The organism is Suilimivivens aceti (assembly GCF_025567405.1).
Taxonomy (GTDB): domain Bacteria; phylum Bacillota; class Clostridia; order Lachnospirales; family Lachnospiraceae; genus Suilimivivens; species Suilimivivens aceti.
Window position 1 is genome coordinate 1 of record NZ_JAOQKJ010000014.1, and the last position, 14631, is coordinate 14631.

The following is a 14631-nucleotide window of genomic DNA, read 5'->3' on the forward strand; positions in this document are numbered from 1 at the left end:
GTCGGAATGTGGAGAATGTTATGGGTTTCTTTTCTGAGGAATTACGGGAAATGGACAGGAATACTGTCAGATATATGATCGACGAACTGCAGAAGGAAGTGGACTTACAGAAGGCTGCTATTGCTGAAAAGGATTCCACCATTGCTGCACTGCAGGCCAGGATCCGGGAGCTGGAATCCGGAAATTCTTCTGTTCTTCCTTCTTAAGGTGCCTGTTTTGTCCAGTTCATAGGAATTTCCATCATATTTATTCAAAAAAATAATCTTTTTAGAAAATTTACACAATATATCCTTGACAATCTTCGACATTTTGTGCATTATATAATATAGTAATGTTAAAAATATATTTACATTTTTTATATTTTGCGTTATATATATTTGAAAATTCTCATTATGTGGGATCCCAGACTCTATGGGCTCTTCTGCATAACAAGCAAGCCCGGCAGGTACGTTCTGCCGGGCTCATGTCTTTTTTATCTGTCCTGATCATTTCTTAGGAAGTACTACCTTGTCCAGATGCCAGATATCATCTACATATTCCTGAATGGTTCTGTCGGAAGTAAACTTTCCACTGCATGCTACATTGAGGATGGCACTTCTTGCCCAACCTTTTTCATCTCTGTAAGCTGCTTCTACCTTCTTCTGTGCTTCTGCATAAGAACGGAAATCCTTCAGAATAAAGTAAGTATCTGCCTTGGCTGTGCTTAAGGTATTCAGCAGGGAGTTATACAGCGTTCTGAATCTGTCTGGATCCCCAGGTGCATAGGTTCCATTGATCAGCTGCATCAGTACCCTTCTGATGTCAGGGTCATTGTTAAAGATCTCTGTAGGATCATAACCACCATTGTTTTCATAATTGATAACTTCATCAGAAGAAAGTCCGAAGATAAAGGCATTTTCCTTTCCAACCTCTTCTACGATCTCCACATTGGCGCCATCCATGGTTCCCAGTGTCAGTGCTCCGTTCAGCATAAACTTCATATTACCGGTACCGGATGCCTCCTTGCTTGCCGTAGAGATCTGCTCGGATACATCTGCTGCTGCAAAGATGATCTCCGCATTGGATACTCTGTAGTTTTCAATGAAGACTACCTTGATCTTACCGTTGATCGCAGGATCATTGTTAACCACATCTGCAACAGAGTTGATCAGCTTAATAGTCATCTTGGCATTGTAATAGCCTGCTGCTGCCTTCGCACCAAAGATAAAGGTTCTCGGATAGAAGTCCATATCCGGATTATCCTTTAACTGGTTATAAAGATACATAACGTGCAGGATATTCAGAAGCTGACGCTTATACTCATGCAGTCTCTTTACCTGTACATCAAAGATGGAGCGGGGATCAACCTCGATACCATTGTGTTCCAGAATGTACTTCGCAAGACGTACCTTGTTCTGATATTTGATATTCATAAATTCCTGCTGTGACTTTTCATCGTCAGCAAAAACCTTCAGCTTGTTGATCTTCGGAAGATCTGTGATCCAGTCATTTCCCACATGGGCAGTAACCCAGTCAGCAAGCAGCGGATTTGCATGAAGAAGGAAACGTCTCTGTGTAATACCGTTTGTCTTGTTATTAAACTTCTCAGGCATCATTTCGTAGAAATCCTTCAACTCCTGATGCTTCAGGATCTCTGTGTGCAGTCTTGCCACACCGTTAACAGAGTAGCCTGCTGCAATTGCAAGATGTGCCATCTTTACCTGTCCGTCATAGATGATTGCCATCTTGCGGATCTTTTCCTGATTACCGGGATACATCTCCTGAATCTTCAGGATAAATCTGCGGTTGATCTCCTCAATGATCTGATATACTCTTGGAAGGAGCCTTGAGAACAGCTCGATGGGCCATTTCTCAAGTGCTTCTGACATGATCGTATGGTTGGTATAAGCACAGGTCTTAGTCGTTACTTCCCATGCCTCATCCCACGTCAGATAATACTCATCCATCAGGATTCTCATCAGCTCTGCCACCGCTACCGTAGGATGGGTATCATTTAACTGGAAGGTAACCTTTTCATAGAACTTACGGATATCGTCGTGCTTACGCATATATTTGGAAACTGCTTCCTGCACAGATGCAGAAATAAAGAAATACTGCTGTTTCAGACGAAGCTCCTTACCAGCATAGTGGTTGTCGTTGGGATAAAGAACCTCAACAATGTTTCTTGCCAGATTCTCCTGCTCAACAGCCTTCTGATAATCACCCTTGTCAAAGGAATCCAGCTGGAAGCACTCCACTGCTTCAGCATCCCAGATACGAAGGGTATTTACAATGCCATTACCATAGCCAACGATTGGAAGATCATAAGGGATCGCCTTTACGCTCTGATAGCCTTCCTGTACAAAATTACTTCTTCCATTCTCATCAATGTGGACATTTACATAACCGCCAAACTTGACAATCTTGGCATATTCCGGTCTTCTCAGTTCAAAAGGGTTGCCATCAACAAGCCAGTTATCCGGAACCTCTACCTGATAGCCATCACGGATCTCCTGTTTGAACATACCATAACGATATCTGATACCACAGCCATATGCTGCATAACCAAGTGTTGCAAGTGAATCAAGAAAGCAGGCTGCCAGACGGCCAAGTCCACCGTTTCCAAGAGCTGCATCAGGCTCCTGATCTTCGATCACATTCAGATCCAGTCCCAGTTCATCAAGAGCTTCTTTTACTTCCTTCTGTGCCTGAAGATTGATAATATTATTTCCAAGGGCACGACCCATCAGAAATTCCATTGAAAGGTAATACACTGTCTTTGGATCCTGCTTCTCGTATTCCTCCTGGGTTCTCATCCAGTTATCTACTACTGCATCCTTGATCGCATAGGCCACTGCCTGAAATACCTGCTGGGGTGTTGCCTCTTCCAGTGTCTTTCTGTACAGTGTCTTGATATTGTACAGGACACTTCTCTTAAACAGGTCCTTATCAAAAGTAACTGATACCGGTACCGTCTTTTTTGCCATTTTCTTCTCCTCCACCTAAAATCACTTTTCCACCTTTTTACATACACAATCTGTATTATACTACAATCATATGCAAATCACAAGGGAAACCCCATGTTTCTGGCTCTTCCGTTCCGTAAAATATATGTAAAAATGCTCCTTCCATAGATGATTTTCCATAGAAGAAGCATTTTTCATTTTTATTTACTGCTTTTCAATGCTGATGGTTACCTTTTCACCATTGACATTCCACTCTTTGGAAACAGAAAGTTCCCTGCCGGATACAATATCCTCAGCCAGTACCTTGCCGCAGATCGTATCCTTATTCTTGGCTGCGATCTCAGAAAGCCTATCATTGCCATTTAAGGATACCAGAATATGATCCATAACTTCAAATCCGGATTCCTTACGCATGGTCTGGATCTTGCTGATCAGCTCGTATACAAATCCCTCTTCGATCAGCTCCGGTGTCAGGTTGGTATCAAGGACAACCGTTACATAATTGTCAGCCTCGGTTACAAAGCCTTCCTTCTGTGCCACATCAATGAGCAGATCCTCTTCTGCCAGGGAAATCTCTGTACCGTCTACCGTAAACTTCAGAGCACCCTCGCTCTTTAACTGCTTCATGGCTTCCGTTCCATCGATCTCTTCCAGATACTTTTTGATGCTGCCAAGCTGTTTGCCATACTTAGGGCCTACTGTACGGAGCTGAGGCTTAAAGCTGTAGCTTGTCAGGTCACTGACATCTTCCTTGAAAACTACTTCCTTGACATTCAGCTCATCCTCAATGATCGCCTTGAAATAATCATTCAGCTCATGGGCTGCCTTTACATACATGGTTCCGATCGGCTGACGGTTCTTGATGGCTCCCGCATTTCTTGCGGCACGGCCCATTACTACGATATCAAGAGCCTCTTCCATATTATCTTCCAGCTTCTTGTCGATCATGGCCTCATCTGCCACGGGGAAATCACACAGATGGATACTTTCCGGTGCGTTCTTATCAATGCTGCATACCATGTTCTGATAGATTTCTTCTGTCATGAACGGGATCATGGGTGCTGCACACTTACAGATCTCAACAAGTGCTGTATACAGTGTCATGTAGGCATTGATCTTATCCTGTTCCATGCCCTTTGCCCAGAAACGGTCTCTGCAGCGGCGCACATACCAGTTACTCATCTCATCCACAAAGTTATCCAGTACTCTGGCAGCCTCAGGGATCCTGTAATGATCCAGATGATCATCTACCTCCTTGATCGCTGTATTTAACTTGGACAGCAGCCACTTATCCATAACAGGGAGCTTATCATACTCCAGTGTATATTTCGTAGCATCAAAGTTATCAATATTTGCATACAGGATAAAGAATGCGTAGGTATTCCAGAGGGTTCCGAGGAATTTACGCTGTCCTTCCATAACAGCCTTGCCGTGGAAACGGTTCGGAAGCCATGGTGCGGAGTTGATATAGAAATACCAGCGGATCGCATCAGCACCGTAGGTCTTCAGGGCATCAAAAGGATCTACTGCATTTCCCTTACTCTTACTCATCTTCTGCCCGTTTTCGTCCTGTACATGTCCGAGAACGATAACATTTTCATACGGAGCCCTATTGAACAGCAGCGTGGATTCTGCCATCAGGGAATAAAACCATCCACGGGTCTGGTCTACTGCTTCTGAAATAAACTGTGCCGGGAACTGTGCTTCAAACAGATCCTTATTTTCAAATGGATAATGATGCTGTGCAAAGGGCATTGCTCCTGAATCAAACCAGCAGTCAATTACTTCCGGTACACGCTTCATGGTCTTACCGCATTCAGGACAGGTGCAGGTGATCTCATCAATGTAAGGTCTGTGAAGCTCTACCGTCTTCGCTGCAGGATTACCGGAAAGCTTAAATAGCTCTTCCCTGGAACCAATGGATTCCTGATGTCCACAGCCTTCGCATTCCCAGATATTTAAAGGAGTTCCCCAGTAACGGTTACGGGATACGCCCCAGTCCTGGATATTTTCAAGCCAGTTGCCAAAACGTCCTTCTCCGATAGATTCCGGAATCCAGTTTACAGTCTTGTTATTGCGCACCAGATCATCACGGACAGCTGTCATCTTGATGAACCAGGATTCTCTTGCATAATAGATCAGCGGAGTATCACATCTCCAGCAGAACGGATAATCATGTTCAAACTTCGGTGCATCGAAGAGCTTGCCTTCCTTATCAAGGTCTGCGAGTACCTTGGGATCCGCATCCTTTACAAACAGTCCTGCATAAGGAGTCTCTGCTGTCAGATCACCCTTGCCGTCTACAAACTGTACAAAAGGAAGATCATATTTACGTCCTACCTGTGCATCGTCCTCACCAAAAGCAGGTGCGATATGAACGATACCGGTACCATCTGTCATGGTTACATAGCTGTCACAGGTTACATAGAAACCTTTCTTATGCTGCTTTTCTGCGCATTCTCCTGCACAGGCAAAAAGCGGCTCGTATTCCTTGTATTCGAGATCCTTTCCTTTATAAGTCTCAAGTACCTCATAAGCAGGCTTACCTTCCTCTGCCAGTCTGCCAAGTACAGTGTCAAGCAGTGCCTCTGCCATATAATAGGTATAGCCGTCTGCTGCCTTTACCTTGCAGTAAGTCTCATCCGGATTTACGCAGAGTGCCACGTTGGAGGGCAGTGTCCATGGAGTTGTTGTCCATGCCAGGAAATAAGCATCCTCGCCCTTTACCTTGAAACGTACTACTGCAGACCGTTCCTTAACTGCTTTATAGCCCTGTGCCACCTCATGGGAGGAAAGAGGGGTTCCACATCTGGGGCAGTAAGGTACGATCTTAAATCCCTTATAAAGAAGACCCTTATCCCAGATCTGCTTCAATGCCCACCATTCAGATTCAATAAAGTCATCATGATAAGTAACATAGGGATCATCCATATCAGCCCAAAAGCCGACGGTTCCAGAAAAGTCTTCCCACATTCCCTTATATTTCCATACACTTTCCTTACATTTCCGGATAAAGGGATCCAGTCCGTATTCTTCAATCTGCTCCTTACCATCAAGACCAAGCTGCTTCTCTACCTCCAGCTCTACCGGAAGGCCATGGGTATCCCAGCCTGCCTTACGGGGAACCATATATCCCTTCATGGTGCGGTATCTGGGGATCATATCCTTGATAACACGTGTCAGCACATGCCCGATATGGGGCTTTCCGTTGGCAGTCGGAGGACCGTCATAAAAGGTATACGTCGGTCCTTCCTTACGGTTTTCCATACTCTTTTTGAAAATGTCATTGTCTTTCCAGAATTTTTCAACTTCTTTTTCACGGTCGACAAAATTCAAGTCGGTAGATACTTTTTGATACATGATCTTTTCCTTTCCTCGTTTATAATACAGGAAAGAATCCTGCCCAGAGGGCTTTTTATGTCACCAGAACATTATGAAGTAATTTCCCTGGACATAAAAAAGCCGTCCTGTAAAAGGACGGGATCTTTCCACGTTAACCACCTGTTACACCATACACGCCAGAGCTTTCTGCTCATGGTTTCATATGTTTTCCCTTAACGGAGGATACCGGCAAAACCTACTTTTGAAAAATACTGTTCACTACTGTAAATGTCCAATTTCAGTCTGCAGCTCAGAAGTGATGTTCACTGACCTTCTACTGATACCGGATCACACCTGCCCCGGCTCTCTGTTATGTTCAAAAATCAGCTACTGTCTTCGTCATAGCCATTTGGTCTGTACTTCTTCAAATTACACCATAAAAACAGAATTTGTCAAGAGGCAGACCGCATTTTGTGCCATAAAGCCAAAAATCCCATGGACGGCTTCTTCTTCCTGTTGTAAAATGGAACTGTTTGAAGTTGCAAGCCAAGAAAAGGATAGTTATTATGCAGGATCAAAACAAAACCCCTATTTATCTGGAAACAAACGGTGACTTTCGAATGCGCGAGCTTGACAAGGGAGATCTGGATCAGTTCAATGCCCTGCTGCAGTACGCTTTCCAGGTCACAACCAAGGAACTGTTTGAAACCGGCTGGGCACAGGATGAGATCAAATATGCCAAGCGTCCCATCCTGGAGGAGGCCTATGTCATCGGCTGGTTCTATAAGGACCGGCTGGCTTCCATGATCGTTGTCTACCATATGCAGGTCAATGTCCATGACAACATTATGGACATGGGCGGTATCACCGGTGTGGCAACCTATCCGGAATATGCCGGAAGAGGCCTGATCCACTCCCTCATGCGCCGGGTGCTTGATTATATGAACAAACAACAGATGCCACTCTCCTTTCTCTGTCCCTACTCCATTCCCTTCTACCGGAAAATGGGCTGGGAAATCTGCTCTGACCAGCTTACCTTCAATGTAAAGGATGTACAGCTTCCCAAGGCAAGGCCGGTTCCCGGTATGGTAGAACGTGTCAGTCTGGATTCAGAAGATTATCATAATGTACATTCCTACTTTGCCTTTCAGCAGCACGGCTGTATGATCCGTGACACCCTTTCCTGGGAAGAATACTGGAGATGGGACAATGATGATATGATCGTTGCTGTTTACTACAGCAGGGAGCATAAGCCTCTTGGCTATGTTGCTTACTATATTGCCAACGAGATCTTCCATATTAAGGAAATGGTCTATCTGAACCTGGAAGCCAATTATGGACTCTGGAATTATATCAGTGCGCATTTTTCCATGATCACCCAGGTCAAGGGAAACAATTTCTCCGGCGAACCCATGGCTTATCTGTTTGAGGACAGTGAAATCACAGAAACCATTGCCCCTTATATCATGGGACGCATCAACAACGTAAAGGACTTTCTGAAAGCTTTTCCTTATCAGGTAACCCCGGAAGACTTTAAGATCCATTTTAAGGTCCACGATGAAATGGCTCCCTGGAATGAAGGAGACTACATGGTATCCTGGCATGACGGGGAAACCAGCTGTGAGCAGGTGGAGGATAACCAGTCCATCAATGTCGTAGAATTAAACATCAACACCCTGACTACCATGATGATGGGATACAAAAGACCGACCTATCTGTACGACCACGAAAAGCTCAAAACAGAATATTATATGCTGACCTGGCTGGAACGTCTGATTCCAGTAGAGAAGCCCTACTTTTCAGATTACTTTTAAACCATATCTCAGAAGGGAGAAGCTTATGGACAGACAAAACCTGACCCTGCTCACTGATCTTTATGAGCTCACCATGATGCAGGGCTACTTCAAGCACAAGGACCGCAACGAAACTGTTATCTTTGATGCCTTTTACCGCAACAACCCCTGTGACGGCGGTTATGCCATTGCCGCCGGACTGGAGCAGCTCGTAAAATACATCAAGGATCTTCACTTTTCCGACCATGATATCCGTTATCTTTCCGATCTTGGTATTTTTGATGCGGATTTTCTCGACTATCTGGCAGATTTCCGTTTCTCGGGTGATATTTATGCCATTCCGGAGGGAACAGTCATTTTCCCGAGAGAGCCCCTTGTCAAGGTGATCGCTCCCATCATGGAGGCCCAGCTTGTAGAAACTGCGATCCTGAATATCATCAATCATCAAAGTCTGATCGCAACCAAGGCTGCGCGGGTCTGCTATGCCGCAAAGGGCGATGGCATTATGGAATTCGGCCTGCGCCGTGCCCAGGGTCCGGATGCCGGTATTTATGGTGCAAGAGCTGCCATGATCGGCGGCTGTATCGGCACCTCCAACGTTCTGTGCGGACAGCTTTTTGATGTTCCTGTGAAAGGTACCCATGCCCACAGCTGGATCATGAGCTTTCCTGATGAATATACCGCTTTTAAAACCTATGCGGATCTGTATCCGACTGCCTGCATCCTGTTAGTGGATACCTACGACACCTTAAAATCCGGTGTTCCAAATGCCATCCGTGTCTTTCAGGAAATGAGAGCTGCTGGTGTTCCTCTTACCTTCTACGGGATCCGTCTGGACAGCGGCGACCTTGCCTATCTCTCAAAGAAGGCCCGCAGGATGCTGGACGAAGCAGGCTTCCCGGATGCTGTGATCTCTGCTTCCAATGACCTTGATGAATATCTGATCGAATCCCTGAAGGCGCAGGGTGCCGCTATTACCTCCTGGGGTGTTGGAACCAATCTGATCACCGCCAAGGATAACCCGGCATTCGGCGGCGTTTACAAGCTGGCTGCCGTTATGGGTGAGGATGGCAGTTTTATCCCAAAGATCAAGCTTTCTGAAAACAGCGAGAAGGTAACCAACCCCGGCAACAAGAAGATTTACCGTGTTTACGAAAAGGAAACCGGCAAGATCAAGGCAGATCTGATCTGTCTTGTTGATGAGAGCTTCCGTGAGGATAAGCCGCTCCTTCTCTTCGATCCTTCCGAGCCCTGGAAAAAAACAAAGCTCCCTGCCGGAAGCTTTACTTTAAGAGAACTGCTCGTTCCTGTATTCAAAGATGGTAAATGCTGCTACGAATCACCCAGGGTTATGGATATCCGTTCCTATTGCATGAAGGAACAGGATACCCTTTGGGATGAGACGAAGCGTTTCGTCAATCCTCATCAGGTCTATGTGGATCTTTCCAGAAAGCTCTACGATACCAAGATCGAGCTGCTTGACCAGATGAGCTGACAATAAAGCTTCAAAGCCTACTCATTTTCCATAAAAAGCGCCATCAGATATTCTGCAGCCGGAAGGAGGATCTCCGGATCCACCTTAAATCCCGGCTGATGGATGGCCTCTCCTACACCGGTACCGATCTTAATATAACACCCCGGCCGCTTCTCTTCATAGAAGGAGAAGTCATCACCACCCATGGAGCTTTCTTCCGGCACAATCAGAAAGCTCTGTTTTTTTGCTGTTTCTTCTGCAGCCCCCGCCATTGCCGGGTCATTTACGACTGCCGGGGAACCCGGATACCACTGAAATTCCGCTGATGCCCCATAAGCCTTCGCCGTCATTTCCGTGATCTCACGAAGTCTCCTTTCGAAAAGCACCCGGTCTTCCCTGTTCATCGTCCGTACCGTCCCCTCTAATTCTGCTGTTTCCGGTACCACATTCCATGTATTCCCTGCTTCTATCCTTGTCACACTGATCAGTGTCGGATGAAAAGCATCACTGTTTCTTGTCACAACTGTCTGAAACGCCTGTACCATTGCTGCAGCCGCAGGGATCGGATCAATACCGGTATCCGGATGCGCACCGTGACATCCCTTTCCGGTGATCTTGATCAGAAAACGGTCCGCAGCCGCTGCCACATAGCCTTCCCGGATACCAATAGTTCCTACCGGATTGGTGGGATCGGCATGAAAGCCCCAGATCAGCTCCACATCATCGATCAGATCTGTTTCTGTGATCTTCTCTGCTCCCCTGGCGGATTCCTCCGCCGGCTGGAAAATGATCTTTACTGTGCCGGCAAGCGCCTTCCTATTCTGCTGCAAAAGCACAGCACAGCCAAGTCCTGCCGTAATATGGAAATCGTGTCCACAGGCATGCATTTTCCCCTTTATTTCAGAGGCATAAGGGACACCACTCTCTTCAAGAATCGGGAGAGCATCAATATCGCAGCGAAGAGCCCGCACAGCTCCCCCTCTCTCTCCATGGATCACAGCGATAAGTCCTGTCTCCAGCTCTGAATCCATGATCCCGATCCCATGCTCTGTCAAAAACTCCCTTATCTTCTCTGTTGTCTGATATTCTTCATAGGACAGCTCCGGATGTCTGTGAAACCAGAAAAAGGCTTCCTGTAATTCATGCCCGAGCTGTAACCCTTCCTTCTCCAGTTCTTTGCCTTCCATACGCATATTTCCTCGCATCACATTTTTATTTACTGTTGGGATCCACTGCATCCCGCAGAGCATCTCCAATAAAGTTAATTGCCATAACCAGGATCACTATGAGGAGTCCCGGTGGAACCCAGAGCCATGGCTGCTTTGTCAGCACAGTCAGTGATTCTGCTCCGTTTAACATATTACCAAGGCTGGCTGTCGGCGGCTGTACACCCATGCCAAGAAAGCTTAAGGCTGCTTCATCCAGCATGGACAACGCCAGCACCGAGGTCGCATAGACAAGGATCGGAGCCACTGTATTTGGCAGGATCTCCGAAAACAGAATATGCTTTAAGGACATGCCTGCCACCAGATTTCCCTTGATAAAATTCGTTTCCCGCAGATTCAGCACATTTCCCCTGACCAGTCTTGCGATCCCCGGCCAGTCTACAAAGCCGAGGATCAGTATAATACTCCAAAGTCCCGGCTTAAAGATCGCTGCCGCTACCAGCACAAGCAAAATATAGGGAAAAGACATCACCATATCTGTAAAGCGCATGATCACCATATCTGCGGCGCCGCCAAAATATCCTGCTATCAGACCGAGTACCACACCGATCACTGTAGAGATCAGTGTTGCCATGATCCCGACAAGCAGAGATATTCTCATGGCATAAAGAAGTCTGCTCAGGACATCCCTTCCGATCTGATCTGTTCCAAGAAGAAACTCCCTGGACGGTGCACCGCTGAAGGATCCTGCGATCTCATTGGGATCATAGGGGGCAAGAACAGGAGCGAAAAGAGCAGCCAGTCCAAGAATGATAAATACAATAAGGCTGATCATGCCGAGCTTATGTTTTTTAAATCTACGAAAGACAGTCTGCAGATAGCTCTCACTGGTTATATCCTTCTCCGGCATACCATGTTCTGTCAGATTTTTTTCTTTTTTCTTTTTCATGGCTGCCTCCTTAATCCAGTGAAATAGTAGGATCTACCAGTGCATACAGGATATCCGTCACCAGATTGGCGATGAGGACAACCACTGCCGAAAGCAGGCAGACACCCATGATCACGGGGTAATCCCTTCCAATAATAGCACTCATGGTCATAAGTCCAAGTCCCGGCCAGGAAAATACCTGTTCTATGATAACTGCACCGCCAAACAGCATGGGGATCTCCATGCCAATTACCGTTACGATCGGCACCAGTGCATTTCTCAGTGCATGCTTATAAATAACACGGAATCTTCCGATTCCCTTGGCTCTTGCTGTCCTTAAATAATCCTGCTGCAGGATCTCCAGTACGGCACTTCGGATATAACGGATATTGCTTCCTGCCATGGATGTGGCAAGAACGATCACCGGCATCACCATATGCTTTGCCACATCTGCTGCGCCACCCTTTGTACCAAGTGTGATCATCCCACTCGAGGGCAGGAGCTTCAGCTTGATTGTAAAAATATAAATAAGGAGCAGTGACAGGAAAAATCCCGGTATGCTGCTTCCAAGGAAGGAAGCAGTCACTACTGCATAATCCCCTTTGGAATACTGGTGGATCGCACTGTAAATGCCTGCCGGCACTGCAAGGATCAGGCTCACGACCAGGGAAACTCCCATCAGCAGGAGGGTCGGTCCCAGATGGCTTCTGATCATTTCCAAAACCGGCTGATAAGATTTTACAGAATAACCCATATTCCCGTGAAGAAGCTGTGAAAGCCATACAAAATACTGGATATAAAAGGGTTTGTCCAGTCCCATGGCGATCTTTTTAGCCTCTACTGCAGCTTCCGATACCCTCGGTCCCTTCAGCATTTCAAGAGGACTTCCTGCCAGACACATGATGGCATAGTCTATAATGGTAATTCCAATCAGCACCGGGATAGCAATCAGAATCCGCTTGATTATATATTTGGTCATGCTTCTTCCCTCCTGCCTTCTTCTGTCATAGCAATAGGACACGCTGTCATATGTCCACTGCCTGGTAATGTTTCCTGCATCTCCGGCTCTCTCTGTCTGCAGATATCTGTGGCATAGGGACACCTTGGATGGAACCTGCAGCCCGTGGGAGGTTCAATACTGCTTCCCACCTCTCCCATAAGGATCTTCCTTCCATCCTCCCTTTCATCCGGATCCGGTACCGGAACTGCAGAAAGAAGAGCTCTCGTATAGGGATGTACCGGATGATTGAAAATCTCCTTAGCCTCTCCCATTTCCACGATCTTACCAAGATACATGACTGCGATCCTGTCGCTGACATAATTGACAGCGCCAAGTCCATGACCTACAAACAGAAGGGTCAGTCCAAGCTCCTTCTGCAGGCTGCGCAGCAGGTTCAGGATCTGTGCCTGGATAGATACGTCCAGGGCACTGACTGGCTCATCACAGACGATAAACTCCGGATTCAGCGAAAGTGCCTTGGCTATTCCGATACGCTGCCGCTGTCCTCCCGAAAACTCGTGCGGATATCTTCCAAGGACACTTCTTGGCAGCCCTACCATATCGAGCAGGTTCAGGATATCCTTTTCCACACTGGCTTTCGTTGAGATCCCATGATACAGCATGGGCTGTGCCAGAATCTCATAAATATGCTTCCTTGGATTTAAGGATGAATAAGGATCCTGAAATACCATCTGCAGCTTGGTACGAAAAGGCTTTACATCCTTCCGGTTCATCCTTCCAAGATCGTGATCCTTATAATATACCGTCCCGTCTGTGGGCTTTTCAAGTCCCACAAGCTGCCTTCCTATGGTGGATTTTCCACAGCCTGATTCTCCCACAAGTCCAAGCGTTTCTCCCTGACAGATCTGGAAGCTGACACCGTCCACTGCCTTAACATAGCCAGTAGTATGGGTAATGATCCCGCCTTTAATTGGATAATATTTTTTCAAATTTTCAATCCGAAGCAGAGGCATCTTCTCTTCGCTTTGTTTATGATTCATCCTGGATACCTCCCTCCTTCCTTACAATACATCTCGCCATATGACCGTCGCCAAATTCATAATTTTCCTGTGGCTTGTCACATTCCGGCCTGCGATAGCTGCAGCGATCTGCAAAACGGCAGCCCGGAATATGGTCGTAGCTTTCCGGTACGATGCCGGGAATTGCCTTAAGCTGTCGTTCTGCCGTGTCCCGGATCGTAGGTACCGTGTCCATAAGCGCTTTGGTATAAGGATGTTTTGGATGCCTGAAGAGCTCCCGCACGGGTGCCTCCTCAATGATCTGCCCTGCATACATGACGATGACACGGTCTGCCATATGCGCTACCAGTCCGATGTCATGGGTGATCAGGATCATGGCCATTTTGTTTTCCTTCTGCAGCTCCTTTAAAAGCTGCATAATCTGTGCCTGTATCGTCACATCAAGAGCTGTCGTCGGCTCATCTGCGATCAGGAGCTTCGGCTTACAGGAAAGCGCCATGGCGATCATGACACGCTGACGCATTCCTCCTGACAGTGTATGGGGATACTTTTTCATGGTGCTCTTTGCATCCGGCATACCAACTCTTGAGAGAAGCTCTTCTGCCTGTTTCCTGGCCTCATCTTTGGAAAGACCTCTGTGGATCTGAAGGCTTTCCATAATCTGGTTACCTACTGTAAATACAGGATTCAGCGAAGTTAAAGGATCCTGAAAGATCATGGTCATCTGATCTCCTCGGATTTTATCCAGTTCCTTTTCCGTCATAGCTAACAGATCTCTGTCCTCAAACAGTACCTTTCCTTCTGTTACTTTGCCGCCCCTTGACAAAAGGCCCATAACAGACAGATTGGTAACGCTCTTTCCACAACCTGACTCACCAACGATGCAGACCACTTCTCCTTCATCAACATGAAAGCTGACATGATCCACACTGGTCGTTTCCCCGTAGTCTCCTGTAAATACAGTAGTAAGTCCCTCTACCTCCAGTAAATGTGACATGATGTTTCCTCTCTCTTTATATGGATA

The 14631-nt window shown here is 46.5% G+C and carries 9 protein-coding genes and 1 pseudogene; 3 read left to right on the forward strand and 7 right to left on the reverse strand.

Annotated features, from left to right (window positions below):
• Window positions 1-206, forward strand: a pseudogene (locus tag OCV77_RS14025) (PD-(D/E)XK nuclease family transposase); the annotation flags it as partial.
• Between the two features lie 279 nt (window positions 207-485).
• Here the strand turns inward: OCV77_RS14025 and OCV77_RS14030 are convergent.
• Both OCV77_RS14030 and ileS read right to left on the reverse strand, forming a co-directional pair.
• The gene (locus OCV77_RS14030) at window positions 486-2966 is read right to left on the reverse strand and encodes a glycogen/starch/alpha-glucan phosphorylase (RefSeq protein ID WP_118797277.1); all 2481 of its coding nucleotides are present in this window, start codon (window positions 2964-2966) and stop codon (window positions 486-488) included.
• A 183-nt stretch (window positions 2967-3149) separates the two neighbouring features.
• Window positions 3150-6305: an isoleucine--tRNA ligase gene (gene ileS / locus OCV77_RS14035; protein ID WP_262575619.1), complete on the reverse strand. Its 3156-nt coding sequence runs from the start codon at window positions 6303-6305 to the stop codon at window positions 3150-3152.
• Window positions 6306-6832: 527 nt separating this feature from the next.
• Between ileS and OCV77_RS14040 the strand changes: the two genes are divergently transcribed.
• On the forward strand, window positions 6833-8080 hold the full coding sequence (locus tag OCV77_RS14040) for a GNAT family N-acetyltransferase (RefSeq protein WP_262575620.1): 1248 nt from the start codon (window positions 6833-6835) through the stop codon (window positions 8078-8080).
• Window positions 8081-8105: 25 nt separating this feature from the next.
• Complete coding sequence (locus tag OCV77_RS14045) at window positions 8106-9554, forward strand: nicotinate phosphoribosyltransferase (protein ID WP_262575621.1); 1449 nt, start codon at window positions 8106-8108, stop codon at window positions 9552-9554.
• 17 nt (window positions 9555-9571) lie between these two features.
• On the opposite strand, the gene OCV77_RS14050 is transcribed toward OCV77_RS14045, so the two are convergent.
• Genes OCV77_RS14050 through OCV77_RS14070 form a run of 5 tightly spaced genes read right to left on the reverse strand, consistent with a single transcriptional unit; the run spans window position 9572 to window position 14604 of the window.
• The gene (locus OCV77_RS14050; protein ID WP_262575622.1) at window positions 9572-10720 is read right to left on the reverse strand and encodes an amidohydrolase; all 1149 of its coding nucleotides are present in this window, start codon (window positions 10718-10720) and stop codon (window positions 9572-9574) included.
• A 25-nt stretch (window positions 10721-10745) separates the two neighbouring features.
• Window positions 10746-11648 carry an ABC transporter permease gene (locus OCV77_RS14055; protein ID WP_262575623.1) on the reverse strand — a complete coding sequence of 301 codons (903 nt, stop codon included), beginning with the start codon at window positions 11646-11648 and terminating at the stop codon, window positions 10746-10748.
• Window positions 11649-11658: 10 nt separating this feature from the next.
• Window positions 11659-12606, reverse strand: a complete 948-nt coding sequence (locus tag OCV77_RS14060) for an ABC transporter permease (protein ID WP_118797272.1) — start codon at window positions 12604-12606, stop codon at window positions 11659-11661.
• Entirely contained in the window at window positions 12603-13628 is a 1026-nt protein-coding gene (locus OCV77_RS14065; protein ID WP_262575624.1) for an ABC transporter ATP-binding protein, read from the reverse strand. The genes OCV77_RS14060 and OCV77_RS14065 overlap by 4 nt, the downstream gene beginning before the upstream one ends.
• Complete coding sequence (locus OCV77_RS14070) at window positions 13618-14604, reverse strand: ABC transporter ATP-binding protein (RefSeq protein ID WP_262575625.1); 987 nt, start codon at window positions 14602-14604, stop codon at window positions 13618-13620. Before OCV77_RS14070 ends, OCV77_RS14065 begins: the two co-directional genes overlap by 11 nt.
• Between the last annotated feature and the right edge of the window lie 27 nt (window positions 14605-14631).